This window comes from Nocardioides pymetrozini, from assembly GCF_046058985.1.
Lineage (GTDB): Bacteria > Actinomycetota > Actinomycetes > Propionibacteriales > Nocardioidaceae > Nocardioides.
The window spans coordinates 3,912,890-3,936,972 of sequence record NZ_CP175556.1; the positions used below are offsets into that span (position 1 = coordinate 3,912,890).

Annotated in this window: 26 protein-coding genes and 1 tRNA gene; 12 read left to right on the forward strand and 15 right to left on the reverse strand. The window is 72.4% G+C overall.

What is annotated here, in order from left to right; genetic code table 11:
* Positions 1 to 29: 29 nt before the first annotated feature.
* From ACJ5H2_RS19170 to ACJ5H2_RS19190, 5 genes are all read left to right on the forward strand, one after another.
* Entirely contained in the window at positions 30 to 848 is an 819-nt protein-coding gene (locus tag ACJ5H2_RS19170) for a flavin reductase family protein (protein WP_408897033.1), read from the forward strand.
* 34 nt (positions 849 to 882) lie between these two features.
* Positions 883 to 2,124: a fatty acid desaturase family protein gene (locus ACJ5H2_RS19175; RefSeq protein WP_408897034.1), complete on the forward strand. Its 1,242-nt coding sequence runs from the start codon at positions 883 to 885 to the stop codon at positions 2,122 to 2,124.
* 54 nt (positions 2,125 to 2,178) lie between these two features.
* Positions 2,179 to 2,985 carry a crotonase/enoyl-CoA hydratase family protein gene (locus ACJ5H2_RS19180; RefSeq protein WP_408897035.1) on the forward strand — a complete coding sequence of 269 codons (807 nt, stop codon included), beginning with the start codon at positions 2,179 to 2,181 and terminating at the stop codon, positions 2,983 to 2,985.
* Between the two features lie 127 nt (positions 2,986 to 3,112).
* Positions 3,113 to 3,265: a hypothetical protein gene (locus tag ACJ5H2_RS19185; protein ID WP_408897036.1), complete on the forward strand. Its 153-nt coding sequence runs from the start codon at positions 3,113 to 3,115 to the stop codon at positions 3,263 to 3,265.
* A gap of 110 nt (positions 3,266 to 3,375) precedes the next feature.
* Positions 3,376 to 3,534 (forward strand): hypothetical protein, encoded by a 159-nt coding sequence (locus tag ACJ5H2_RS19190; RefSeq protein ID WP_408897037.1) that lies wholly within the window; start codon positions 3,376 to 3,378, stop codon positions 3,532 to 3,534.
* A gap of 26 nt (positions 3,535 to 3,560) precedes the next feature.
* Here ACJ5H2_RS19190 and ACJ5H2_RS19195 read toward each other — a convergent pair whose 3' ends face one another.
* Genes ACJ5H2_RS19195 through ACJ5H2_RS19220 form a run of 6 tightly spaced genes read right to left on the reverse strand, consistent with a single transcriptional unit; the run spans position 3,561 to position 10,100 of the window.
* Positions 3,561 to 3,842 carry a DivIVA domain-containing protein gene (locus tag ACJ5H2_RS19195; protein WP_408897038.1) on the reverse strand — a complete coding sequence of 94 codons (282 nt, stop codon included), beginning with the start codon at positions 3,840 to 3,842 and terminating at the stop codon, positions 3,561 to 3,563.
* Positions 3,839 to 4,768 (reverse strand): oxidoreductase, encoded by a 930-nt coding sequence (locus ACJ5H2_RS19200; RefSeq protein ID WP_408897039.1) that lies wholly within the window; start codon positions 4,766 to 4,768, stop codon positions 3,839 to 3,841. The genes ACJ5H2_RS19195 and ACJ5H2_RS19200 overlap by 4 nt, the downstream gene beginning before the upstream one ends.
* Positions 4,769 to 4,818: 50 nt before the next feature.
* Positions 4,819 to 5,634: a maleylpyruvate isomerase family mycothiol-dependent enzyme gene (locus ACJ5H2_RS19205; RefSeq protein WP_408897040.1), complete on the reverse strand. Its 816-nt coding sequence runs from the start codon at positions 5,632 to 5,634 to the stop codon at positions 4,819 to 4,821.
* A gap of 25 nt (positions 5,635 to 5,659) precedes the next feature.
* The gene (locus ACJ5H2_RS19210) at positions 5,660 to 6,757 is read right to left on the reverse strand and encodes a family 43 glycosylhydrolase (protein ID WP_408897041.1); all 1,098 of its coding nucleotides are present in this window, start codon (positions 6,755 to 6,757) and stop codon (positions 5,660 to 5,662) included.
* Positions 6,758 to 6,813: 56 nt separating this feature from the next.
* Complete coding sequence (locus tag ACJ5H2_RS19215; protein ID WP_408897042.1) at positions 6,814 to 9,321, reverse strand: FtsX-like permease family protein; 2,508 nt, start codon at positions 9,319 to 9,321, stop codon at positions 6,814 to 6,816.
* Positions 9,321 to 10,100 carry an ABC transporter ATP-binding protein gene (locus ACJ5H2_RS19220; RefSeq protein WP_408897043.1) on the reverse strand — a complete coding sequence of 260 codons (780 nt, stop codon included), beginning with the start codon at positions 10,098 to 10,100 and terminating at the stop codon, positions 9,321 to 9,323. Before ACJ5H2_RS19220 ends, ACJ5H2_RS19215 begins: the two co-directional genes overlap by 1 nt.
* 108 nt (positions 10,101 to 10,208) lie before the next feature.
* Here ACJ5H2_RS19220 and ACJ5H2_RS19225 point away from each other — a divergent pair, with 108 nt between their 5' ends.
* The gene (locus ACJ5H2_RS19225; RefSeq protein WP_408897044.1) at positions 10,209 to 11,441 is read left to right on the forward strand and encodes a sensor histidine kinase; all 1,233 of its coding nucleotides are present in this window, start codon (positions 10,209 to 10,211) and stop codon (positions 11,439 to 11,441) included.
* The gene (locus tag ACJ5H2_RS19230; protein ID WP_408897045.1) at positions 11,429 to 12,067 is read left to right on the forward strand and encodes a response regulator; all 639 of its coding nucleotides are present in this window, start codon (positions 11,429 to 11,431) and stop codon (positions 12,065 to 12,067) included. The genes ACJ5H2_RS19225 and ACJ5H2_RS19230 overlap by 13 nt, the downstream gene beginning before the upstream one ends.
* 89 nt (positions 12,068 to 12,156) lie before the next feature.
* On the opposite strand, the gene ACJ5H2_RS19235 is transcribed toward ACJ5H2_RS19230, so the two are convergent.
* Complete coding sequence (locus ACJ5H2_RS19235) at positions 12,157 to 14,022, reverse strand: acyl-CoA dehydrogenase (RefSeq protein ID WP_408897046.1); 1,866 nt, start codon at positions 14,020 to 14,022, stop codon at positions 12,157 to 12,159.
* Between the two features lie 320 nt (positions 14,023 to 14,342).
* On the opposite strand from ACJ5H2_RS19235, the gene ACJ5H2_RS19240 reads away from it, so the two are divergent.
* Positions 14,343 to 14,801 carry an RrF2 family transcriptional regulator gene (locus tag ACJ5H2_RS19240; RefSeq protein ID WP_408897047.1) on the forward strand — a complete coding sequence of 153 codons (459 nt, stop codon included), beginning with the start codon at positions 14,343 to 14,345 and terminating at the stop codon, positions 14,799 to 14,801.
* A 21-nt stretch (positions 14,802 to 14,822) separates the two neighbouring features.
* On the opposite strand, the gene ACJ5H2_RS19245 is transcribed toward ACJ5H2_RS19240, so the two are convergent.
* Positions 14,823 to 15,485, reverse strand: coding sequence for a hypothetical protein (locus tag ACJ5H2_RS19245; protein WP_408897048.1), 663 nt, complete (start codon positions 15,483 to 15,485; stop codon positions 14,823 to 14,825).
* A gap of 123 nt (positions 15,486 to 15,608) precedes the next feature.
* On the opposite strand from ACJ5H2_RS19245, the gene ACJ5H2_RS19250 reads away from it, so the two are divergent.
* On the forward strand, positions 15,609 to 16,061 hold the full coding sequence (locus tag ACJ5H2_RS19250; protein ID WP_408897049.1) for a nuclear transport factor 2 family protein: 453 nt from the start codon (positions 15,609 to 15,611) through the stop codon (positions 16,059 to 16,061).
* 63 nt (positions 16,062 to 16,124) lie between these two features.
* The gene (locus tag ACJ5H2_RS19255) at positions 16,125 to 16,613 is read left to right on the forward strand and encodes an FBP domain-containing protein (protein ID WP_408897050.1); all 489 of its coding nucleotides are present in this window, start codon (positions 16,125 to 16,127) and stop codon (positions 16,611 to 16,613) included.
* Here the strand turns inward: ACJ5H2_RS19255 and ACJ5H2_RS19260 are convergent, their stop codons facing one another.
* The 4 genes from ACJ5H2_RS19260 to ACJ5H2_RS19275 all read right to left on the reverse strand — a co-directional run bounded on the left by ACJ5H2_RS19260 (position 16,614) and on the right by ACJ5H2_RS19275 (position 19,417).
* The gene (locus ACJ5H2_RS19260; protein WP_408897051.1) at positions 16,614 to 17,246 is read right to left on the reverse strand and encodes a DUF2461 domain-containing protein; all 633 of its coding nucleotides are present in this window, start codon (positions 17,244 to 17,246) and stop codon (positions 16,614 to 16,616) included.
* A gap of 1 nt (position 17,247) precedes the next feature.
* Complete coding sequence (locus tag ACJ5H2_RS19265) at positions 17,248 to 18,024, reverse strand: hypothetical protein (RefSeq protein WP_408897052.1); 777 nt, start codon at positions 18,022 to 18,024, stop codon at positions 17,248 to 17,250.
* Between the two features lie 517 nt (positions 18,025 to 18,541).
* Positions 18,542 to 18,614 (reverse strand) — tRNA-Gly (locus ACJ5H2_RS19270).
* A gap of 29 nt (positions 18,615 to 18,643) precedes the next feature.
* Complete coding sequence (locus ACJ5H2_RS19275) at positions 18,644 to 19,417, reverse strand: SGNH/GDSL hydrolase family protein (RefSeq protein ID WP_408897053.1); 774 nt, start codon at positions 19,415 to 19,417, stop codon at positions 18,644 to 18,646.
* A 75-nt stretch (positions 19,418 to 19,492) separates the two neighbouring features.
* Between ACJ5H2_RS19275 and dcd the strand changes: the two genes are divergently transcribed.
* Together dcd and ACJ5H2_RS19285 are read left to right on the forward strand one after the other, a co-directional pair.
* Entirely contained in the window at positions 19,493 to 20,068 is a 576-nt protein-coding gene (dcd, locus tag ACJ5H2_RS19280; RefSeq protein ID WP_408897054.1) for a dCTP deaminase, read from the forward strand.
* A 104-nt stretch (positions 20,069 to 20,172) separates the two neighbouring features.
* Positions 20,173 to 21,150: a siderophore-interacting protein gene (locus ACJ5H2_RS19285; RefSeq protein ID WP_408897055.1), complete on the forward strand. Its 978-nt coding sequence runs from the start codon at positions 20,173 to 20,175 to the stop codon at positions 21,148 to 21,150.
* 109 nt (positions 21,151 to 21,259) lie between these two features.
* On the opposite strand, the gene dmpG is transcribed toward ACJ5H2_RS19285, so the two are convergent.
* The 3 genes from dmpG to ACJ5H2_RS19300 are packed head-to-tail and all read right to left on the reverse strand — an operon-like array spanning position 21,260 to position 24,071.
* Positions 21,260 to 22,300 (reverse strand): 4-hydroxy-2-oxovalerate aldolase, encoded by a 1,041-nt coding sequence (gene dmpG, locus ACJ5H2_RS19290; RefSeq protein WP_408897056.1) that lies wholly within the window; start codon positions 22,298 to 22,300, stop codon positions 21,260 to 21,262.
* Entirely contained in the window at positions 22,297 to 23,256 is a 960-nt protein-coding gene (locus ACJ5H2_RS19295) for an acetaldehyde dehydrogenase (acetylating) (RefSeq protein ID WP_408897057.1), read from the reverse strand. Before ACJ5H2_RS19295 ends, dmpG begins: the two co-directional genes overlap by 4 nt.
* A 2-nt stretch (positions 23,257 to 23,258) precedes the next feature.
* Positions 23,259 to 24,071: a 2-keto-4-pentenoate hydratase gene (locus tag ACJ5H2_RS19300; protein WP_408897058.1), complete on the reverse strand. Its 813-nt coding sequence runs from the start codon at positions 24,069 to 24,071 to the stop codon at positions 23,259 to 23,261.
* Between the last annotated feature and the right edge of the window lie 12 nt (positions 24,072 to 24,083).

The following is a 24,083-nucleotide window of genomic DNA, read 5'->3' on the forward strand; positions in this document are numbered from 1 at the left end:
TAGCGGTACGGACCGGGAGGCTTGGTGATGTGAGTACGACGACCGCCGCCTCCGCGACTGCCGCCCACGGCGCCGTGTCGCAGCACCTCGTCCGCCGGACCACGGCCGGGCAGATGCTCCACCTCGGCCAGGCCGAGGGCGACTTCGTGCTCACCCCCCCGCAGGCCGGCCGCCGACAGAAGCTCCTGCTCGTCACCGCCGGCTCCGGCATCACGCCGGTCATCGGCATGCTGCGCAACCTGTACTCCCGCAACGAGGACGAGGCACGCGCGGCGTACGACATCGTGCTCGTGCACTCGGCGATGAAGCGCGACGAGGTCATCTTCGGCGCCGAGCTGCGCGCCCACGCCGACGCGGGACGGCTGCGGCTGATCGAGCGGCACACCGACACCGACGGCCTGCTGACCACCGCCGACCTCGAGACCGAGGTCCCCGACCTCGCCGAGCGCACGGCGTACGCCTGCGGTCCCGCCGGGCTCCTCGACACGCTCGAGGAGTACTACGGCGAGCGCCGGCTCACGCTGCACACCGAGCGCTTCCGCCCGACCGTCGTCGACGTCGCCGCCGAGGGCGGCACGCTCACCTTCGCCGGTGCGTCGGCAACGACGGTCGAGACCGACGGCACCGTCCCGATCCTCGACGCCGCCGAGTCCGCCGGCGTCCTCATGCCCAGCGGCTGCCGGATGGGCATCTGCATGGGCTGCGTGCTCCCGATGAAGTCCGGCGCCGTGCGCGACCTGCGCAACGGCGAGCTGACCGTCGCCGTGCCCGGGGAGACCCACCCCGACGGCGTGAAGATCCAGACCTGCATCACCGCCGCCGCCGGCGACTGCACCCTCGACCACTGACATCCACCCGGCACCACCCGGAAGGAGCCACACCATGACGACCGTGACCAACAAGGCCGAGAACCCGATCGCCCACCTGAGCCGCGAGGACATCGAGGCGCTCGGCGCCGAGCTCGACGCCATCCGCCAGGAGGTGCTCGACGCGCGCGGCGAGAAGGACGCGGCGTACATCCGCAAGGTGGTCGACGTCCAGCGCAAGCTCGAGCTCGCGTCCCGCGCCGCACTGCTCGTGAGCATCTTCCCGCCCGCATGGGTGGCCGGCACCGTGGGCCTCTCGGTCGCCAAGATCCTCGAGAACATGGAGATCGGCCACAACGTCATGCACGGCCAGTGGGACTGGATGCGTGACCCGAAGATCCACTCCACCACGTGGGAGTGGGACAACGCCTCGACGGCGGAGGGCTGGAAGCACTCCCACAACGAGATCCACCACACGTACACGAACATCGTCGGCAAGGACAACGACCTCGGCTACGGCATCATGCGCGTCGACGAGGAGCAGCGCTGGTACCCGCTCTACCTCGCCCAGCCGCTGTGGAACTTCATCAACGCCTGCTTCTTCGAGTACGGCATCGCGGCGTACGACCTCGAGCTCGGCCGCAACCTGCGCACGCCCAAGGAGAAGCGCAGCGAGGAGTTCAAGCGCAACCTCGCGAACACCCTGCGGAAGATCCGCAAGCAGGCCACCAAGGACTACGTCGTCAACCCGGTCCTCGCCGCGCCGACCGGTTCCTTCCTGCCGGCGCTCGCCGCCAACTTCACCGCCAACCTCGTGCGCAACCTGTGGTCGCACTCGGTCATCATGTGCGGCCACTTCCCCGAGGGCGTGGAGACCTTCGAGCTGAAGTCGATCCCGGAGAAGGAGACCCGCGGCGAGTGGTACCTGCGCCAGATGCTGGGCTCCGCCAACATCTCCGGCTCCAAGCTGATGCACATCATGACCGGCAACCTGTCCCACCAGATCGAGCACCACCTCTTCCCGGACCTGCCCAGCAGCCGGTACGCCGAGGTGGCGCCCAAGGTCCGCGCGGTGTTCGAGAAGTACGGTCTCAACTACCACGCCGCGCCGCTGCCCCAGCAGGTGTACAGCGCCTGGCACCGCGTGGTCCGCCTGTCGTTCCCGAACGGCTGGCTCGCGACCACCAACGCCAAGAACCTGCCCGGCCAGCTCAAGCTGCTCTACGCGATGACGACCGCCGACAAGCGCAAGCGCCGCGTGATGCAGCGCCTGCTCGAGAGCGCCGCCGCGAAGAAGGAGATGGCCACGGCCGCCTGAGGGCCCGGGAGCCACCCATGGACCCCGATGTTACCTGCGGGTAGCATCGGGGTCATGAGCACCCGCGACGGTCACGTCACCTGCACCCTCACCGACGGCATCGCCCACGTCCGGCTGAACCGGCCCGACAAGCTCAACGCGCTCACCCTCGACATCCTCGACGACCTCGTCGCCACCGCCCACCGCCTGCGCAAGGACAAGACCCTGCGCGCGGTCGTCATCAGCGGCGAGGGCGACGCCTTCTGCGCCGGCCTCGACTTCGCGTCGGTACTGCGCAGCCCCGCCGGCGTCGCGAGGGCGTTCCTCCCGCGCCCGCTGCGCGGCACGAACACCTTCCAGGAGGCGCCGTGGGCCTTCCGCCGGATCCCCGTCCCGGTGATCGCCGCGGTCCACGGGCACTGCCTCGGTGGCGGCCTTCAGATCGCGCTCGCCGCCGACTTCCGCATCGCCACCCCTGACTCCCGCTGGTCGGTGCTCGAGGGCAAGTGGGGCCTGATCCCCGACATGTCCGGCATCCAGGCCCTCAAGGAGCTCGTGGGCATCGACCAGGCCAAGCTGCTCACCATGACCGCCGAAATCTTCGACGGCTCCCGCGCAGCCGAGCTCGGGCTGGTCACCCGGCTCGACAACGACCCGCTCTCCGGTGCCCTGCGCCTGGCCGGCGAGCTCTCCGGCAAGTCGCCCGACGCCGTCGCCGCGGCCAAGCGGCTCTTCAACGACACGTGGACGTCCTCGCCCCGTCGTACCTTCGCCCGCGAGCGGATCGAGCAGGCCTACCTGCTCGCCGCCCGCAACACCAAGGTCGCCCGCGAGGCCGCGTTCAAGAAGGCCGAGGCCGTCTACGGGCCGCGCGGTCGCTGACTCGTTCGGGTCCCCCTCTGGTCCTTCCGGGCCACGCCGGCTCGGCCCCGACCGGCCGATGAGTCCCGCCCCTCGACCGGGTCATCATGGTCGAGACGCCCGACATCGAGCCGAGAGGGGGCAGAACATGTACCACCCGGAGCGCCATCCCGAGCACCTCAGCCACGACCTCCCCTGCCTGGCCTGTGGGCACGCCGCGCACACCTTCCTGGCCTGCAGCGACACGTGCGACTGCGCTCCCACCGTGATGCCCGGCTCGCCGGCCTTCGCTCTCGCCTGACCGCTCACCGGGAGATTTCTGTAAGAAATCCGCGTCTGCCGTGTCGTATCAGGGAGCCCCGGACCGTCGTCCTAGTGAAGGGCAGCCACGATCGCGAAGGAGACACGGCCATGTGGAACACCGACTCGAGCACCTCGAGCGCCCAGCACCTCAGCCACGACCTGCCGTGCCCCGCGTGCGGGCACGCCGTCCACACCTACCTGGCGTGCAGCGACAGCTGCAGCTGCCCCCCGACCGTCCTTCCGGGCTCGGCGGCGCTGGCCGCCTGAGTCGTGACTCCTGGAGCCGCCGCGCCTCAGGCGTCCGCGCGCCTGGCCACCTCCGCCAGCAGCGCGTCGACGTCTACCTTGCGGTAGCCCTCACGCCAACGAGCGTCGTCGAACGTGGCTGCCTCGACGAGCGGCCGGACGGGTCGTCCCGCGTCGAGCGCCTCCACGAGCCGGTCGAGGAGGTCGTCGACCTGGCGCATGTCGTAGCCGAGGGCGAAGCGCACCGGCGTGAACCGCGCGTCCCGGATCACTACGTGGAGGCCGTGGGAGTCGCGGCCGGGGTAGTACCGGTTCGGCCCGCCGGTCATCCGGGGTACCTCAGGTCCACGGTCTCCTCGCTGATCTCCCACAGCCGCCGTGCATGCTCGGCGTTGCGCGCGAGCTTGCTGCGCCCGACGGTGCGCGGCACCCCCGAGAGCTGACGGAAGCCACCGGGACCGACGAAGGCGTTGCCGGGCAGGTCGGCGGTCGCGGCCATCAGCGACGGCCACGCCCCGGCCTCCGCCGACTGGGAGACCGCCTTGACGCCGGCGTCGAGGATCGAGGCGATCCCGCCGGAGGAGCGGCCGTACTGGCCGTTCGCGGCCAGGTGCGTGCCCGCGAAGCCGGGATGGGCCGCCAGGGCGCGGACCGGTAGCCCCGCCTCGCGCAGCCGCCGGTCGAGCTCGGCGGTGAAGTAGAGGTTGGCGAGCTTGGACTGCCCGTACACGCGCCAGGTGTTGAAGCGCCCGATCTGCTCGCGGGGGTCACCCAGCGGCGCCTTGCCGGCGAAGGTGTGGAACAGCGACGAGACGGTGACGACGCGGCCGTCGCCGCTCGCCACCAGCTGCGGGAGCAGCAGTCCGGTCAGCAGGAACGGACCGAAGTGGTTGGTGGCCATCTGCAGCTCGAGCCCGTCGGCGGTGCGTGCGTACTTCGTGCCCATCACCCCCGCGTTGTTGACGAGGACGTCGATCGGGCCGATCTGGGCGGCCGCGGCCGCAGCGGTGCGCACCGAGCTCAGGCTGGCAAGGTCGAGGTGCAGCGCCTGGAGGTCCGCGTCCGGGACCTCCGCGCGGATGGCGGCGACGGTCTCCTCCACCTTCGCCGGGTTGCGGCCGGCGAGGACGACGCGGGCGCCGCGGCGGGCCAGCTCGAGCGCGGTGTGGTGGCCCAGGCCGCCGCGGGTGGGACCGGTCACCACGACGGTGCGGCCGGTCTGGTCCGGCAGGTCGGCGACGTTCCAGTCAGACATATTTTCCTCTCCAACTCGAGTGGTCGAGGTGCCGCGGCGGGAGCCCGAGGCTACGGCGTCGTGGCGAGGTGGGCGACGATCCGCTCCCCCAGCTCCTGGTCGCCCGACACGGTGACGGCGCCCGGGGCGGCGGCACGGCGTCCCCCGGCGAGCACGATGAAGCTCTCGCGGTCCATGGCGAGCCCGACCGTCGGCTCGTGCGGTACGACGTCCAGCCGGTGCGCGCGGCCGTCGTCACCGACCCGCACCGCGACGGGCGCGCTTCCCTCCACGGCGAGGACGGCCGTCGTGCCGGCGGGCGGCGCGACCCGCTTGCCGACCACGTAGCCGAAGCCCTCGCTGAGGTAGTCCGCGGTGTGGCGGGCGGCCGCGGAGTCCATCCCCCCGGGTCGGCCGACGGCGCGGCGGATGTCCTGTTCGTGCATCCACACGTCGAGCGGGCGGTTGCGCAGCAGGGTGCGGGTGCTCCACCCGATCAGGCCGAAGATGCCGTCGGCCGGCGCCTCGGCCTCCGTCGGGGGCGCGGCCTCGAGCGCGGCGCGGCGGGTGCCCGTGCTGGCGCGGATCTCCTCGATGATCGACGCCGGCTCCCGGTCGCGGCGGGTGACGACGCCGATCTCGGTGAACTGCCCCATCGGACCGGTCACGTGCGAGGGTGCGCCGATGTCCGCGGACTCCTCCGGGCCGCCGGCCAGGATCGACTCCAGGTGCGCCGTGTGGGAGGCGACGGCCTTCACGTCCCAGCCGGCGAGGTCGGTCGGCGTGCTCCAGTCGTCGGGGCCGAGCTCCTCGAGCAGCGCGAGGAAGTCCTCGACGGCGCTCCACCAGGTCTCGACGTAGCCGGCCAGCAGGTCGCGCTCGCTCATGCCGACGACCCTACCGATTCGGGCGTCAGTACGGCGCCGGAACGCGCGTCGGCACGCCCTTGCGCGTCACGTACTTCTTCACCGTCGGCACACCGGCCGGGAAGCTCAGCCGCGCGGCGTACATCGCGCGCCTGCCGAACCTCTCTCCGCCGTTCCACGCCCAGTAGTCGGCGCCCTTCGGCTTGGAGGAGTGCAGCCGGACCCAGCCGTGGAAGTACAGGGTGGTGCGGCCCTTGTGCCGGAGCACGTCGCCCCCGGCGGGACCGCACAGCCCGCCGGTGACGGCGCTGTCGAGGAGGACGGCCGGCACCGCCGCCGTCCAGTCGGTCAGGGAGGTGGACTGCCGCCACGTCTGGTGGTAGCTGCAGCGCGCGAAGTCGCCCTCGGAGGCGAAGAGGTAGTAGGAGCCGGACCTGCGCAGCAGCGCGGGGTTCTCGATGACGCCCTCCGAGCGGACCAGCTCCACGCTGGGGTTCGCCGGGTCCTGGCCGGTGCGCACGCGGCGGCCGCTCTTGCTCAGCGGCAGCAGCCGGATCGAGGAGGGGCGCCCGTCGGTCTTGTAGAGCAGGTAGTGCTGCTTGCCCTCGGTGTACAGGGACGGGTCGATGACGCCACGACTGGGCAGGTCCGGGGTCGCGACCGGGTCCTGCGCCGTCGGCACCAGCGCCGCGGACGGGCACACGAGGGGGCGCTTGCCGACCGGCCGGAAGGCGTCGAGCGGCCGCTTGGCGACGGCCACCCCGATGCACCGCCCGAAGTCGCCGAGTCCGGCGACCGGGACGGCGAAGTAGAGGACCCAGCGGCGACCGACCTTGGCGATGTCCGCAGCCCAGATGCCGCCCTCGCCCACGGCCCACGCCGGGCGCCGGGTGAGCACCGGCTGCTGGTAGCGCCAGGTCCGGCCCGGGTCCTTGTACGCACGGCTGATCTGCGGACCCGTGGCCACGACGACCATCCGCTTGCCCACCATCGCGACACTGGGGTCGCCGACGTTGCCGTTGAAGAAGGGCTCGGGATAGCGCTCCCCGCGGTCGTCGGCCCGCGCCGTCGTACCGCACAGGGTGAGGACCAGTCCGGCGAGCACGGCCAGGACGCAGGCGAGGCGGGGAACGGGGCGAGGCACCCGCAGACCCTAAGCCACGCCCGCGCCCCGGGCACACGACGCCCCGAGGCGGGGCGCTACTGCCGCGAGCCGATCTCGCTGACCGGCCGGGTGCGCATCGCGGCCCCGGTGGCGACGGCGAGCGCGGCGAGCGCGAGCCCCGCCATCGCGACGACGACGGCCGCGCTGCCGAGCAGGGGCAGGCTCGGGAGCGGCTGTCCGGAGATGCCGATGCTGATGCCGACCAGCGGGGGCAGGGCCAGCACGATGCCGAGGACGGCGGCGACCACGGCGAGCAGGACCGACTCGAAGCGCATCATCGCGCGCACCTGCCCGCGGGCGCCGCCGACGAGCTGCAGGAGGGCGAACTCCCGCGACCGCTCCCCCGTCGCCATGGCGAGGGAGTTGACGACCGCGATCGCGATGTAGCCGAGGATCACGAGCAGGGCCACGAGGTTCACCCAGCCCTGCTGCTCCTGGGCGTCCGCGCCGGCGGCCTCGCCGGAGCCGGCGACCGCGGTGAGGCCGAGTCCCTGGATGGCCGCGCGGGCGGCGCCCGGGTCCGCGCTCGCGACGAGCGCGAAGGAGGACAGTCCGGCGGTGGTGTGCCGGCGTACCGCCGCCTCGTCCATCGTCACCCCCCCGAAGCCCAGGCCGCGCTCGTAGACCGCGACGACCCGCGCGCGCAGCGCGGAGCCGTCGCCGAAGCGGCCCGCGACCCGGTCGCCGAGGACGACGCCGAGGGTCCGCGCGGCGTCGGTGCTCAGGGCGACGCGGTCCGCCCCGCCGAGATCGTCGAGCGAGCCCTCGCGCACCCGCAGGTCGAGCACCTCCGGGGAGGTTGCCGGGTCGATCCCCTGGAGCACCTGGTCGCTGCGGGCGTCGGCGCCGTCGAAGGCCTCGTAGTCGAGGACGGCCTGGCTGGTGGTCACCGGGGAGGCGACCTCCACCGCCGGCAGGTCCGCGACCGCGTCGACGGTCTGCGGCGACAGGCCCCCCGGTACGACGACCCGCAGGTCGGCCGTGACGCCCGCGAGGACCTGGTCCGCCGCCTCGTCGGCGACGATCGCGGGCGCGCCGAGCTGGACCAGGCCGAGGGCGATGCCGAGCGCGATCGGGGTGACCGCGCTGGCGAGCCGGCGGCTGTTGGCCCGGCCGTTCGCCGTGGCGAGCAGGACTGCGGACGACGTACGGCCCAGCGCCGCCGGCACCAGGCGCACGGCGCCCGAGACGAGCGCCGGACCGAGGACCGCGGCGCCGATCATGAGGACGAGGGTCGCGCTGGCGGAGGCGGCGGCCGCCTCCTCACCGCGCACCCAGACCGGGACCAGGGAGACGGCCAGCCCGATCCCGATGATCGCGGTGCCCACGGCGAGCCGCGCCCGGCCGGTGGTCCTTGGCCCGTTGGCGCCTTCGCGCATGGCCGCGACCGGGTCCAGCTTCGCCGGCCGGCGCGTCGCCAGGCGGGCCGCTGCCCACGCGGTCAGGAGCACGACGAGGACGGCACCGACGGCGGGCAGCGGTCCGTACGCGAGCGCGAAGTCACCGGGGATCACGTCGCCGGCGACGAACGCGCGCTGGAGGATGCCGGCGAGCAGGTAGCCCGGCGCGATGCCGACGAGGGCCGCCACCCCGGCGACGGCGAGCACCTCACGGGCCACGAGGGCGTGGACCTGCCCGGGGACGGCGCCGACGGCGCGCAGCAGGGCGAACTCGCGGCGCCGTGCCTGCACGGACAGGGACAGGGTGCCGGCTACGACGAAGAGGGCGACGAGCAGGCTGGTGCCGGCGAAGGCGCTGCCGAGGGCGACCAGGGTCGCGCGGGAGGAGCCCGAGTCGAGGAACTCGGCGTCGCCGCGCCCCGCGCCCCTGGCCACTTCGGCCGTGGGCTGGTCGGCGCGGATCCGGTCCGCGACGTGGTCGGGGTCGCCGTCGGTGAAGACCCCGAGCGCCTGGGCGGCGCCCTCGTGCGGGTCGAGCTGCGCGATCCGCGCTTCGGTCAGGAAGACGTGCTCGGCGCGATCGACCCGGGTCTCGGCGGACACCACCCCGGTGACGCGGTACGACGCGCGGGTGCCGCCGTGCGCGAGCTCGACGCGCTCGCCCACCTCCGCGCTCCCGGCCACCATCGCCACCTCGTCGGCGGCCTCGGGCTCGCGCCCGTCGACCAGGGAGAAGGGCGTCAGCCGGGTCGCGGCCCAGGGATGGGCCTCGACCGGCTCGTCCGGCCGGTCGCCCGCGAGGCGGACGAGGGGAACGGTGACATCGCTGACGACGCGGGTGACGCCGGGGACGTCCGCGATCGACGCGGGGTCCGGTGCGGGCACCCGCTCGGTGAGGCTCAGCGCGAGGTCGTCGGGGACGGGCACGCTCTGCTTCCCGGTGACGACCAGGTCGGCGCCGGCGTAGCGCTGCGGGGCGAGGCCGCCGCGGATCCCCGACTCGACGAGGACGCCGAGGCCGGTCACGAGCATGGTGGCGACCAGGATCGCGACGGCGACGCCGGTGAAGCCGCCGCGGTGGCGGCGCAGGTCGGCACGGACCAGCGTGCCCAGGCCGGTGCGCTGCGCGGAGGGCCGTGCCATCACCACTCCCCCAGCCCGCTCAGGTACTGGGTGATCTGGGTGGGCGTCGCCCCGTCCAGGTGTCCGGCGAAGGCGCCGTCGGCGAGGAAGATGACCCGCTCGGCGTGCGCGGCGACGACGGGGTCGTGGGTCACCATCACCACGGTCTGGTCCAGCTCCCGCGTCGTGTGCGCCAGCAGGTCCAGGACCTGCCGCCCGGTGCGCGAGTCGAGCGCCCCGGTGGGCTCGTCGGCGAACACGACGTGCGGACGGGTGACCAGGGCGCGCGCGATCGCGACCCGCTGCTGCTGGCCGCCGGACAGGTCGCTCGGCAGCCGGTGACGCTGGTCGACGAGCCCGACCGAGGAGATCAGGAAGTCGAGCCAGGCCGGGTCGGGCGCGCGCTGTCCGAGCATCAGGGGCAGCGCGATGTTCTGCTCGACGCTGAGCGCGGGCAGGAGGTTGTAGGCCTGGAAGACGAAGCCGACGTGGTCACGCCGGAACCGGGTGCGCTGCGCGGAGCGCAGCCCCGCGATCTCGGTGCCGCCGAGCCGGACGCTGCCGGAGGTCGGGCTGTCGAGGCCGGCGGCCACGTGCAGGAGCGTGCTCTTGCCCGAACCCGAGGGGCCCATGATGGCGGTGAACGAGCCCGGGACGAGCACCAGGTCGATGCCGCGCAGCGCGACGGTCGCGGTGGCGCCCGCGCCGTACTTCTTGACGACGCCGTCGAGGCGGAGGGCCTCGCCGGCGGGAGGGCTGGACGGGACGGCGACCTGGGTCGCCCGGCTGGCTCTGATCATGCGTCCACGCTAGGAATCCGCGGCGGTCGGCAGAATCCGGCTGGCTGCCGTACCGATGGTGGAGCTGGCTATACCGTGCCGACGGGCGAGGCCCGGCAGACTGGGGCCATGACGTCGGACCGGTTGCGCGCGTGGGCGCGCGACTGGCGCTTCCTCACGGTCGAGGTCGGGGCATCCGCCGTGTCCCTCGGCCTGTTCCTGGCGTTCCTCCTCCTGGCACCCCTCATGCTGCTGACCGGAGGGGTCCTCGTCCTGCCCGAGGCGGTGCGCCTCCTGCGCGTGTGGAGCGGACGGTCCCGGTCGCGGATCGGCGCGTTCCTCGGTACGACGGTCGCCGGGCCGGAGGCCGAGGAGCCGGCCGACCGCACGATCGACGCACGGTTGCGCTTCGCGTTCTCCCGTCAGACCGCGCGCGAGCTCGCCTGGCTCACGGTCCACGGGCTGCCGACGTTCACCGTCGCGCTGGTCTGCGTGACCCTCCCCCTCGGCGTCGTCAGCTCGCTGTCCGTCCCCTTCTACTGGTTCCGCGCCCCGGCCGACGAGCCGGTCATGGCGCCCTACCCCGTGACGTCGTGGGGCCTGGCCGCGACGATGCCGCTGGTGGCGGCGGCCTATGCGGCGATGGCGTGGCTCGTCGTCCCGGCCGCGGCGCGCGGGGTCGCCGCCGTCTCGGCTCGCCTGCTCACGCCGGACCGGCGGCACGAGCTGCGCGCCCGGGTCGACTCCCTGACGCTGAGCCGGGCCGCCGCGCTGGACGCGCACGCCGCCGAGCTGCGCCGCATCGAGCGCGACCTGCACGACGGCGCCCAGAACCGGCTGGTCAGTGTGGTGATGATGATGGGGCTCGCCGAGCGGGCGTTCGAGACCGGGGAGGACGGGCTGCCCCAGCTGCGTCGCGCGCAGGAGGCCGCGACGGACGCGCTCGCCGGCCTGCGGCGGACGGTGCACGACATCTACCCGCCGATCCTCGACGAGCTGGGCCTCGAGGGGGCGCTCGGGTCGCTCGCCGGGCGCAGCGTCGTACCGTGCACCCTCGAGGTCGGCGACCTCGGGCGCGTGCCCGCGGCCGTCGAGTCGGCCACGTACTTCCTCGTCGCGGAGGCGCTCAACAACGTGAACAAGTACAGCGCGGCCGGTGCCGCGCGCGTCCGGGTCGCCACCGAGGGCCCGCTGCTGGTCGTCGAGGTGGAGGACGACGGCGCCGGCGGCGCGGTCGAGCGGCCGGGCGGCGGCCTGGCCGGGATGCGGCGCCGGGTGGAGGCCTTCGAGGGCCGGATGGCCGTGACCAGCCCGCCGGGCGGGCCGACGACCGTGAGAGCGGAGCTGACGTGCGGGTCGTGATCGCGGAGGACGACACCCTCCTGCGCGAGGGGCTGGCGCTGCTGCTGCGCAGCGAGGGGTTCGACGTGGTCGCCGCGGTGGACAACGGCGACGACCTCCTCGCACATCTCGACGGGGCCGACGCCGCCGTGGTCGACGTACGCATGCCGCCCACCTTCACCAGCGAGGGGCTGAAGGCGGCCGCCGAGGCGCGGGCGCGCCGTCCCGGCTTCCCCGTGCTCGTGCTGTCCGCCTATGTCGAGGACCGGTACGCCGGGGAGCTGCTCGCCCGAGGGGCCGACGGTCTCGGCTACCTGCTCAAGGAGCGGGTGGGCAAGGTGGCGGCGTTCGTCGACGCCCTGCGCCGGGTCGCCTCGGGCGGCACGGTGATGGACCCCGAGGTGATCTCCCAGCTGATGAGCCGCCGCCGGGCCGACGACCCGGTGCAGTCGCTGACGGCCCGCGAGCGCGAGGTCCTCGGGCTGATGGCCGAGGGGCTCGACAACGCGACGATCGCCGCGCGGCTGGTCGTGACCGAGACGGCCGTCAGCAAGCACATCGGCAACATCTTCGCCAAGCTCGGCCTCGCGGCCTCCGACAGCGGGCATCGCCGGGTGCTGGCCGTGCTCGCCTACCTGCGCTCCTGACCGCGCCGTGAACGGCGACGGCCGCCCCCCGGGTCTCCCCGGGGCGGCCGTCGCCGTGACCTTGGTCGGTCAGTGCAGGATCGGCGCGATCAGAACGCGGCCTCGTCGAGGTCCATCAGGTCCAGGCCGGTGGCCTGGGCGATCTTCAGCTCGGCCGAGATGCGCGGCAGGTTGAGCTGGGCGAACCACTGGGCCGCGGCGACCTTGCCCTCGTAGAAGGCCTTGTCGGCGCCGGCGTCGCCGCCGAGCTTCTCCAGCGCGACCTCGGCGCCGCGCAGCAGGAGCCAGGCGCAGACGACGTCACCGAGCGCCATGAGCACGCGCGTGGTGTTGAGGCCGACCTTGTAGATGTTGCGGATCTCGTCCTGGGCGGACATGAGGTCGTTGATCATCAGGCCGACGATCGCCTCGGCGTCCGCCAGCGCGGTCGCGAGCAGCTCGCGCTCGTTCTTCAGCCGGCCGTTGCCCGCCTCGGACTCCAGGAAGGACTTGATCTCCGTCGCGAGGTGCCCGAGCGCGCGGCCCTGGTCCTTGACGATCTTGCGGAAGAAGAAGTCCTGGCCCTGGATCGCCGTGGTGCCCTCGTAGAGGGTGTCGATCTTGGCGTCGCGGACGTACTGCTCGATCGGGTACTCCTGCAGGAAGCCCGAGCCGCCGAAGGTCTGGAGCGACTCGGTGCCGAGCAGGACCCACGAGCGCTCCGAGCCGTAGCCCTTGACGATCGGCAGGAGCAGGTCGTTGACCGCCTCGGCGAGCTCGTCGCGCTCGCCCGCGGCCTTGGCGAGCTGGACCTTGTCCTGCCAGGTCGCGGTGTAGACGACCAGCGAGCGCATCGCCTCGGCGAACGACTTCTGGGTCATCAGCGAGCGGCGCACGTCGGGGTGGTGCGTGATCGTGACGCGCGGCGCGGTCTTGTCGGCCGACTGGGTGAGGTCGGCGCCCTGGACGCGCTCCTTGGCGAACTCGAGGGCGTTCAGGTAGCCGGTCGACAGCGTCGCGATGGCCTTCGTGCCGACCATCATGCGGGCGTTCTCGATGACGTCGAACATCTGGCGGATGCCGTCGTGCACCTCGCCGAGCAGCCAGCCCTTGGCGGGCTCGCCGCCACCGACCTGCGGGTCGCCGAAGGTGAGCTCGCAGGTGTTGGACACCTTGATGCCCATCTTGTGCTCGACGTTGGTGACGTAGACGCCGTTGCGCTCACCGGTCAGCTCACCGGTCTGGTGGTCGAAGTGGTACTTCGGCACGAGGAACAGCGAGAGGCCCTTGGTGCCGGGGCCGCCGGCGCCCTCGACGCCCTTCGGACGCGCGAGGACGAGGTGCATGATGTTCTCCTGCAGGTCCGACTCCGCGCTGGTGATGAAGCGCTTGACGCCGGAGATGTTCCAGGAGCCGTCCTCGTTCGGGGTGGCGATGGTCTTGCCGGCACCCACGTCGGAGCCCGCGTCGGGCTCGGTGAGGACCATCGTCGCGCCCCAGAGGCGCTCGACCATGATCTCCGCGATGCGGATGTCCCGGGCGACGCCGTTGGCGTTCTTGAAGACGACCGAGCCCATCGACGGGCCGGTGCAGTACATCCAGATCGGCGCCTGGGCGCCGAGGACCATCTCGCCGGTCGTCCACACCAGGGACGGCGGGGCGGTCGTGCCGCCGATCTCCTCGGGCAGGCCCAGGCCCCAGAAGCCGGACTCCATCCAGGTGTCGTAGGACTTCTTGAACGACGCCGGGACGGGCGCGGTGTTCGTCTTGGGGTCGAACACCGGCGGGTTGCGGTCGGAGTCGACGAAGGACGCCGCCAGGTCCTCGCGGGCGATGCGCTCCACCTCGGAGAGGATCTCGCGCGCGGTGTCGGCGTCCATCTCCTCGTAGAGGCCGGTGCCGAGGTACTCCTGCACGTTGAAGAGCTCGAAGAGGTTGAACTCGATGTCGCGCAGGTTGCTCTTGTAGTGGCTCACAGTTCCCACCATTTCCAGGGATCGCGGAGTTGGGTCATTGGCTGCTACTCGCCAGTAACTTCCATGATACGGGGGGTGCTAGCTGCGGGCAAGCACGGGGGTGGGCGGCATCGCTCACACCGACAGGGTCGGCGGCGGCAGCGGCTCGGGGCCCGGGCAGCTGTAACTAACTGTGCGTGCCACTACCGCACCCGTCTACGGGTCAGGTAGAGGTCCGAACAGTTAGTTACAGCTGCGCGCGCCACCGCGGCTGACCTCAGCGCCGGACGAACCACGCCTAGGTCGACTGAGTCGATCGAGCAATCTGACAGACTGGCCCCATGCGCGTCTCCGCCAAGTCCGACTACGCACTGCGGGCCCTGATCGCCATGGCGAGCAGGTCGGACGGCCGCGCCGTGAGCGCGGAGGAGCTCGGCCGCCTGCAGGACATCCCGCACGGCTTCCTGCAGGCAATCCTCGCGGACCTGCGCCGAGCCGGCATCGTGATGTCCCAGCGCGGCCAGTCCGGCGGCTGGCGGATGGCCCGGGAGGCCACCACCGTCTCGGTCGCCGACGTCATCCGCGCCGTCGACGGCCCGCTCGTCTCCGTGTACGGGCTCCGGCCCGAGGCGGTCAACTACAACGAGGACGCCGACGTCCTCCAGCACGTGTGGATCGCCGCCCGGCGAGCCCTGCGCGAGGTCTTCGAGGACGTGTCGATCCAGCAGCTCGCCGACCGCCAGCTGCCCGAGGCGGTCACCTCGCGGACCGCGGACGACGACGCCTGGGCGCCGCACTGACGCGATCCTCCGGGGCGGGGGTCAGGCGGCCAGCCGCTTCTTGAGCTTGCGCCGCTTGCGGTCCAGCTCCTCGAGGCGCACCTCGAGGGAGGCGTTGCGCCGCGCGAGGCGCTCGACCTCGCGCAGGGCCTCGGGAAGGGTCTGCAGGGTCGCCGACGCCCGCGGCACGTCGTCGAGACGCAGCGACGCCGTACCGAAGCCGACCACCTTGCCGAAGGCCTTCCAGAGCTGGGCGGGCTCGAGGCCGTCGGCCTCGATCAGGTGCAGCCGCTCGGGCTTGCGGCAGGCGGCGAGCCATCGCGCGGTGGCGTCGGCCTCGTCGTCGAGGCCCGTGGTCAGTACGACGTGCACCTGGTAGCCCGCGAGGGCATCGACCACCAGGGCCACCTGCTCAGGGGTGGCCGAGGCGAGCAGGGACTGGCTGAACACCACGTCGCCGCGGCTCTTGCGGCCGCGGCGGACCAGGCGGCTCCACTGACCCTCGACGTCGCCCCGCTTGAGACCCCAGTCCTTGTGGGAGCGGGTCATCTCGACCGCGGCGCGGAAGCTCTCGGCCGGGGTCACCGCGAGGCAGGTGACGCCGAGCTCCACCAGGGCCGCGTGGTGGTGCGCCAGCGCGAGCTCGATGACATCGCCCGCACCGGGCATGCCGACGTGGATCCAGGCCTTGGGCTTCTTCGCCATGGGGCCACCCTGGGACCCGAGCGTGAGCAGCGCGTGAACCGGGGGTGACGGCGGGAGGGGAGCCGGGTGAGGACTTCCCGCCATCGGTAGAACATGTTCTAGATCCGTCCTACGCTAGCGCCCATGATCACCTCCGACGCGATCGTCTGGAACGCGCCCAACGACCCCCACCCGGCCCGCGCGGCCTCCCAGCGGTCGTACTCCGCCGTCGCGAAGGGCGACCTCGCCGAGTGGCTGACCGTGTACGCCGAGGACGCCGTGCTCGAGGACCCGGTCGGGCCCTCCATGTTCGATCCCGAAGGCAGGGGCCACCACGGGCACGCGGGCATCTCGGCGTTCTGGGAGAAGGCGATCGCGCCGATCGAGACCTTCGAGTTCCAGATCGACGACTCGTTCGCCAACCCGGGCAGCAACACCTGCGCCAACATCGGCCGGATCAAGACGTCCTTCGCCGACGGCTCGCACACCACGACCGACCTGATCATGGTGTACGTCGTCGACGAGGACGGCCGGGTGACGTCGATGAAGGCCTACTGGGAGCCCGAGCGCACCCTGGCGAGCTTCACCTCGGCCTGACCGCGGCCGACGAGCTCGCCCGGCCGCGAAAATGGGTGGCGGGGGTTCGTACTCTGGATCGACGTGAGCCCCCTGACCGAGCAACAGATCCGTGCGTCCTTCGTGAACTGCTCCAAGGGCGAGGCCAAGCGGCTCAACGTGCCGCGCACCCTTGCCGACCAGCCCTGGGAGCACCTGGACTTCCTCGGCTGGCGGGACCCGCAGTCCCGCGTGCGCGGGTACGTCGTCGCCGAGGTCGACGGGGCGCCGTACGGCATCGTGCTCCGGGCGACCGACGGCAGCGCGGGGACGCCGCGCAAGAACCTGTGCACGCTGTGCCTCACGCCGCACGGCGCCGGCGGGGTCACCCTGATGGTGGCGCCGCGCGCAGGCAAGGCCGGGCAGAACGGCGACTCCGTGGGCACCTACATCTGCGCAGACCTGGCGTGCTCGCTGTACGTGCGCGGCAAGCGGGTGACGGAGATGGGCCGGATGCCGGAGTCGCTCACGCTCGAGCAGCAGGTCGAGCGGCTGACCACCAACCTCGAGGCGTTCCTGCGTCGGGTGGGTTGATCACTCCGCGACGGCGTCGCCCAGCCAGGTGACGAGCGGTCGCAGCCGGCGCCAGTCCTCGCGGACCCGGTCGAGCAGCTCGGCGGTGTGGATGAACGGCTCGAAGCCGTAGGAGCGCATGCCGAGGACCGTCTTCATCTTCAGCAGCTCGAGACGCGGGTGGTCCTTGTCGTAGCCGCGCGGAACCGTCTTGAGGCGCTCGCCGGCGACCTCGAAGCCGCCCCGCTCGAGGTCACGCAGGATGCGCTGCAGGCGCTTCCCGGACGTGTCGTCGGCCATCGCCTCGCGCAGCCGCGCGAGCCGCGGACCGGAGGCCTCGTAGATCCCGCCGCCGACGCGCACCCCGGGCGCAGCGACCTCGACGTACCAGCCGCTCGCCGGGCCGACCCCGACGAAGGCGCCCTGGTGGGTCTTGTAGGGGCGCTTGTCCTTCGCGAAGCGGACGTCGCGGTGGGGCCGGAACACCTTGGCGGCACCGAACTCCTGGGCGAGCGCGTCGGTCAAGGCGATCATCGGCGCCTTCACGCTCTCCAGGTACACCTCCTTGTGCGCGTCCCAGAAGCTCTTCGAGTTGTCGACCTCGAGGTCGTCGTAGAAGTCGAGCGCTGCGACGGGGAATCCGGTGAAGTCCACCTCAGGAGCCTACGACCGGCCGCCGTGCTGCCGGGACGGGGAGGGGCACGTTCCAGCGCAGCGCGTGCTGGGCCGCGACGACCATCCGGCGGTCGTCCATCGGGTGGTCGACGTCGTGCCACACGACCGTCTCGTGCCCCTCCACGAAGGGCGCCCGCACGGGGACCCCGATGCGCCGGTGGAGGCGGTAGGACGTCCCGTCGGCACCCGTGAACCCGAAGGTGACGGTGGTGACGACCGTGCTCGCGTCCTCGAAGTCCCACGCGTCCAGGCCCGAGTCGAGCACGGTGGCCGGCCGCGGGTCGCCGGACGCCATGAGAGCCAGCTCGCGTCGGTAGCGGCGGGCCCGTCGCATGCCGACCAGCACCGCGATCGCCAGCACGAGCAGCCCCGCGGCGGCCGTCAGGGCGGCCACGGCCACATACCACCCGCCGACGCCGAGGTCGGCGACGGCCACTGCGTCGCCGATGGCACCGCACAGCAGGAGGCACCCGAGACTGTGGCTGCCGTTGAGCTCCACCGGCCAGTGCTGGGCGACGAAGAGCCAGCCCACCGACCCGATGATCGCCGCGATGCCTCCGCCGATGGTCGCGCCCGCCGGGACGTCGAGGGCGACGTACGACGCCGGACCGTGCCCGTTCATGTCGATGACCGTGCAGCCGAGCCCGTACCCCGCGGCGGCGGCGCCGACGACCATGAGCACCAAGCACAGCACCACGCTCGCCACGCGCCGCGGCAGCGGCTCGACGACATAGGGTCCCGGCTGCGGAGTTGCCATGGGTTCATCACAACATGCCCCGACGAAGAGGAGCGAGCCCCACGCCAGCGTCTGGCGCACCGCGGCGAAGCCGCACCGAGCGGCGCCCGCGGCGCCGAGGGCCGTCCACGGCCTGAGGGGCCGGGCGGCGGTGCTCGGTCTGCGACGCGCTCGCGCCAGCAACCACCGGCTCCGTCTGGCCGCCAGGTCATCGTGACCACTGCGGCGGCCGACCGCGGCGCGGCAGCGCGGCGCACGCGGCGAAGCCGCACCGAGCGGCGCCCGCGGCGCCGAGGGCCGTCCACGGCCCGAGGGGCCGGGCGGCGGTGCTCGGTCTGCGACGCGCTCGCGCCATCAACCACCGGCTCCGTCTGGCCGCCAGGTCACCGTGACCACCGCGGCGGCCGACCGCGGCGCGGCAGCGCGGCGCACGGCGGCGAAGCCGCACCGAGCGGCGCCCGCGGCGCCGAGGGCCGTCCACGACCCGAGGGGCCGGGCGGCGGTGCTCGGTCTGCGACGCGCTCGCGCCATCAAACGGAGCGGATGACGAGGTTCGAACTCGCGACATTCAGCTTGGGAAGCTGACGCTCTACCAACTGAGCTACATCCGCAGTGCTCGGCGGACCGAGCGATGAGGATGTTACCCGATGGGCTGGAAGGTCGGTCGCTTCGGCTCCACCCCGTCGCCCGAGGAGCGGCCGGTGACGCGGCGCTGGACCCAGGGCGCGAGGTGGGTGCGGGCCCAGACCAGGTTGGCCGCGCGCTGCTGGCACGCGGAGAGGACGGGCGCGGAGACCGGCGCGAGCGGCTCCAGGTCGTGGGCGACGCCGAGTGCGTCGAGCGTGGCGATGGCGATGCGCTGGTGGCCGACGGCGTTGAGGTGCAGCCGGTCCTCGTCCATGACCTCGGCGACCTTCCAGTCACGCATACGCCACATGTCCACGACGGTGGCGCCGTGGCGCTCCGCGATCTCGCGGACCCACTCGTTGAAGATCGCGCTCCGGCCGCGGATCACCTTGATGACGCCGTTCAGGCCGGGGTCCGGGACGGTGAACATGACGACGTGCGCGCCGCTCGCGGCCAGGCGGCCGATCGCGGCGTCGTACGTCGCGGCGAGGGCGTCGATGTCGACCTTGGGCCGCAGGACGTCGTTGCCGCCGCCGTGGATGCTGACCAGATCGGGGCCGAGAGCGAGCGCGGCGTCGAGCTGCTCGTCGATGATGGCCGGCAGCTTGCGCCCCCGGATCGCGAGGTTCGCATAGCCGAACTCCACGCCCTCGGCCGCCGCGCGGGCGGAGAGCGCCTCGGCGGTCCGGTCCGCCCAGCCCCGCAGGCCGTTGGGGCGGGCGGGGTCGGGGTCGCCGACCCCTTCGGTGAACGAGTCGCCGAGGGCGACGTACTTGCTGAAGGTCACCCCCACATTCTGCGCCCGTGACCGAGACCACTCGCCACCGGCGCCGGAGCCGGGCCGGCCGGTAGGGTGCGGGGCGTGCTGCTGAGCGACCGCGACATCACCGCCGAGATCGACGCCGGACGGATCGCCTTGGACCCCTACGAGCCGGGCATGCTGCAGCCGTCCTCGATCGACGTGCGCCTCGACCGCTTCTTCCGGGTCTTCGACAACCACAAGTACCCCTCGATCGACCCGGCCGCCGACCAGTCCGACCTGACGCGCGTGGTGGAGCCGGAGGGCGACGAGCCCTTCATCCTGCACCCCGGGGAGTTCGTGCTCGGGTCGACCTACGAGGTCGTGACACTCCCGGACGACATCGCCGCCCGCGTCGAGGGCAAGTCGTCGCTGGGCCGCCTCGGGCTGCTCACCCATGCGACCGCCGGCTTCGTCGACCCCGGGTTCTCCGGACACGTGACGCTCGAACTGGCGAATGTCGCGACGCTGCCGATCAAGCTCTACCCCGGCATGAAGATCGGCCAGTTCTGCTTCTTCCGGCTGTCGTCGCCGAGCGAGCATCCGTACGGCTCGGAGAAGTACGGCTCCCGCTACCAGGGCCAGCGCGGCCCCACCCCGTCCCGGTCGTTCCAGAACTTCCACCGCACGAGCATCTGACTTCTTGGCCGGCTCCTGCGCTTCTTGACCGGTGCGAGGGCCAGGAAGCGCGGGAATCACCTCCTCAGCGGCAATTCCGACGCAGGTTAGGTTAGCCTGACCTCATGACAGTCCAGCAGAACGAGTACGTCGCCACCCTGCCCATGCTCCTCACGGAGCTGGAGGTCGTGCGGGCCGAGCGGGTCTCGCCGTCGTACGTGCGCGTCGAGCTCGGGGGGCCGGCGCTGGCCGAGCTGGGCCCGGACGGCCCGGTGTACGACCAGCGCTTCAAGCTGATCTTCCCCAATGCCGCCGGCGTGCTGCCGTCGTTCGCCGATGCCGACGAGTCGGTCTGGACCACCTGGCTGCAGATCCCGGAGGACGAGCGGGGGTCGATGCGGACCTACACGATCCGCGACGTGCTCGGCGACGGGGCGGACACCCGGCTGGTCGTCGACATCGTCGTGCACGAGGGCGAGGACGGCCACGCTCCCGACGGTCCCGGCAACCGCTGGGCCCTACAGGCCGCACCCGGTCAGCGGCTGGTGGCGCTGGCGCCGCGCAAGGGGCACGAGTTCGGCGGCATCGAGTGGTCGCCGGGCGACGCGACCCGGCTGCTGCTGGTGGGCGACGAGACCGCCGTACCGGCGATCCGCGGGATCCTGCGCGACCTGCCCGCCGACGCCCGGGGGGCGGTGTTCGTCGAGGTTCCCGTCGCCGCGGACGTCCAGGAGATCGCCGGCCCCGCCGGCGTCACGGTCACCTGGCTGCCGCGCAACGGAGGCGCGCGGGGCGAGGAGCTGCACGCGGCCGTGCTGGCGCACCTGACGGGCACGACGCCCACCGAGACGGTCGACGTCAGCGACGACGAGATCGACCCCGACCTGTGGGAGACCCCGGTCCACTCCTCCTCCGGCGAGGAGGTCGTGGCGGCGACGACGGTCCCCACCGACACGCCGTACGCCGGGCTCTATGCGTGGATCGCCGGCGAGTCGAAGGTCGTCACCGGTCTGCGGCGCAAGCTCGTCAACGACCTCGGGCTCGACCGCGGCCAGGTCGCGTTCATGGGCTACTGGCGCGAAGGCGTCTCCATGCGCTCCTGAGCCTCGGGCGCGCCGAGCCGGCAGGAGGCAGCACGAGAACGACGCCGAGCCGGCAGAGGATGTCTGCCGGGTCGGCGTCCTTCGGGTGCGAGCTCCTGCCGGGTCGGGCTCAGACGAGAGCGGCCTCGCGCTCGGCCACGATCGTGAGCGCGATGTCGACGATCATGTCCTCCTGGCCGCCGACGAGGCGCCGGCGGCCGCACTCCATGAGGATGTCGCGCACGTCGACGTCGTACTGCTCGGCGGCACGCTCGGCATGACGCAGGAACGACGAGTAGACGCCGGCGTACCCGAGCGTCAGCGTCTCCCGGTCGACCCGCACGGGCCGGTCCTGGAGCGGGCGGACGATGTCGTCGGCGGCGTCCTGCAGCTTGAACACGTCGCAGCGGTGCTCGAAGCCCATCAGGTCCGCGACGGCGATGAAGGGCTCGATCGGGCAGTTGCCGGCGCCCGCGCCGTGGCCGGCGAGGGAGGCATCGACGCGGTAGACCCCGTTCTGTACCGCGACCACCGAGTTGGCCACCGACAGGGAGAGGTTCTCGTGGGCGTGGATGCCGATCTCCGTCGCTGGATCCAACACCCGCCGGTAGGCCTGCACCCGGGCCGCGACGTCGTCCATGGTCAGGCGGCCGCCGGAGTCGGTGACATACACGCAGTGGGCGCCGTACGACTCCATCAGCTTGGCCTGCTGGGCGAGCTGCTCGGGCTCGGCCATGTGGGAGAGCATGAGGAAGCCGGAGACGTCCATGCCGAGCTCGCGGGCGGCGGCGATGTGCTGGGCGGAGACGTCGGCCTCCGTGCAGTGCGTCGCGATCCGTACGGAGCGCACACCGAGGTCGTAGGCGCGCCGGAGCTCGTGGACGGTGCCCACGCCCGGCAGCAGCAGGGTGGTGAGCCGGGCGTTCTTCAGCACCGACGCGGCGGCCTCGAGCCACTCCCAGTCGGTGTGCGAGCCCGGCCCGTAGTTGACCGAGCCGCCGGCGAGGCCGTCGCCGTGGGCGACCTCGAGGGCGTCGACGCCGGCCTCGTCGAGGGCGACGACGATCCGCTTCACGTCCGCCGGCGAGATCCGGTGCCGGATCGCGTGCATGCCGTCGCGCAGGGTGACGTCCTGGACGAAGATCCTGGTCTTCTCGGCGGGGGTGCTCACAGCGCGGCCTCCTTGGCAGCAGCGATCCGCTCGGCGACCTGGAGGCCGGCCGAGGTCATGATGTCGAGGTTGCCGGCGTACGCCGGGAGGTAGTGGCCGGCGCCGGTGACCTGGAGGAACACCGACACCTGGTGGGTGGGCCGCTGCACCGATCCGTCCGGACCGGGCTCGAGGAGGGTCTCGACCGGCTGGTCGGCGGGGATCTCGGCGACCTGGACCTTCTGGACCAGCTTGTAGCCGGGGACGTACGCCGCCACGTCGGCGACCATCTTCTCGACGCTCGCCCGGATCTCGTCGTGCACGGCCGGGTCCGGGGCGTGGACGAGGGCGAAGACCGTGTCGCGCATCATCAGCGGCGGCTCGGCCGGATTGAGGATGATGACGGCCTTGCCGCGCTTGGCGCCACCGACCTCGGCGATCGCGCCGGAGGTGGTCTCGGTGAACTCGTCGATGTTGGCGCGGGTCCCGGGACCGGCGGACTTCGAGGAGATCGAGGCGACGATCTCGGCGTACTCCACCGGCACGACACGGGAGATCGCGGCCACGATCGGGATCGTGGCCTGGCCGCCGCAGGTGACCATGTTGAGGTTGGGCGCGTCGAGGTGCTCGTCGATGTTGACGGCCGGGATCACGAACGGTCCGATCGCGGCCGGCGTGAGGTCGATCATCCGCTTGCCGAGCGGGCGCAGCAGCGCGTCGTTGTGAAGGTGTGCCTTGGCCGAGGTCGCGTCGAAGACGATCTCGATGTCGTCGAAGCCGGGCAGGGCCATCAGGCCCTCGACGCCCTCGTGGGTCGTCGCGACGCCGAGGTCGCGGGCCCGGGCCAGCCCGTCGGACTCGGGGTCGATGCCCACGAGAGCCCCCATCTCGACGTGCTGCGCGGTGGTGAGGATCTTCACCATCAGGTCGGTCCCGATGTTGCCGGAACCGATGATGGCCACCTTGGTCTTGGTCATGGTCAGGACTCCTTCGTGCTGAAGCTGATGGCGACGGAGCCGAGCCCGTCGATGGTGAGCTCGACGGCGGCGCCGGGGGCCGCAGGACGCATCGGGCCGAGGGCGCCGGAGAGCACCACCTGGCCGGCGCGCAGCGGGTCGCCGAGCTCGCGGGCCTGGCGCGCGAGCCACTGCAGCGCGACGAGCGGGTCGCCGAGCGAGGCGGCGCCGGTGCCGACCGAGTCGTCCTGGCCGGTGACGGTCATCGTCATCGCGGCGTCCTTCGGGACGAAGCCGTCGGCAAGGGTGCGCCGCTCGGCCCCCAGCACGTAGCCGCCGGCCGATGCGTTGTCGGCGACGGTGTCCGCGAAGCTGATGTCCCAGTTGTCGATCCGGCTGTCGCAGACCTCGATCGCGGCGACGGCGTAGTCGACGGCCGCGGCGACCTGGTCGAGCTCGAGCGCGCCCTCGGCGAGGTCGGCCTTCAGGACGAAGGCGATCTCGCCCTCGACCTTGGGCTGCAGCAGGCCGCTGATGTCGATGGGCGCCGAGGCGTCGTACTCCATGTCGTCGAAGAGGACGCCGAGGTCGGGGGTGTCGACGCCCAGCTGCCGCTGGACGGCCGCGGACGTCGCGCCGATCTTGCGACCGACGACGGTGGCGCCGGCGTCGAGGCGGTGGGCGTTGAGCCGCTGTTGGACGGCGTAGGCGAGGGTGATGTCGCGCTCGCCGATCAGGTCGCGGATCGGGGCGCAGGGCTGGTTCTCGACCAGCGCGGTGTGGAGGCGCTCGGCGGCGGCCTGGACGGCCGTGTCGAGGTCGAGAGCTTCGGTCATGGTGCTCACTCT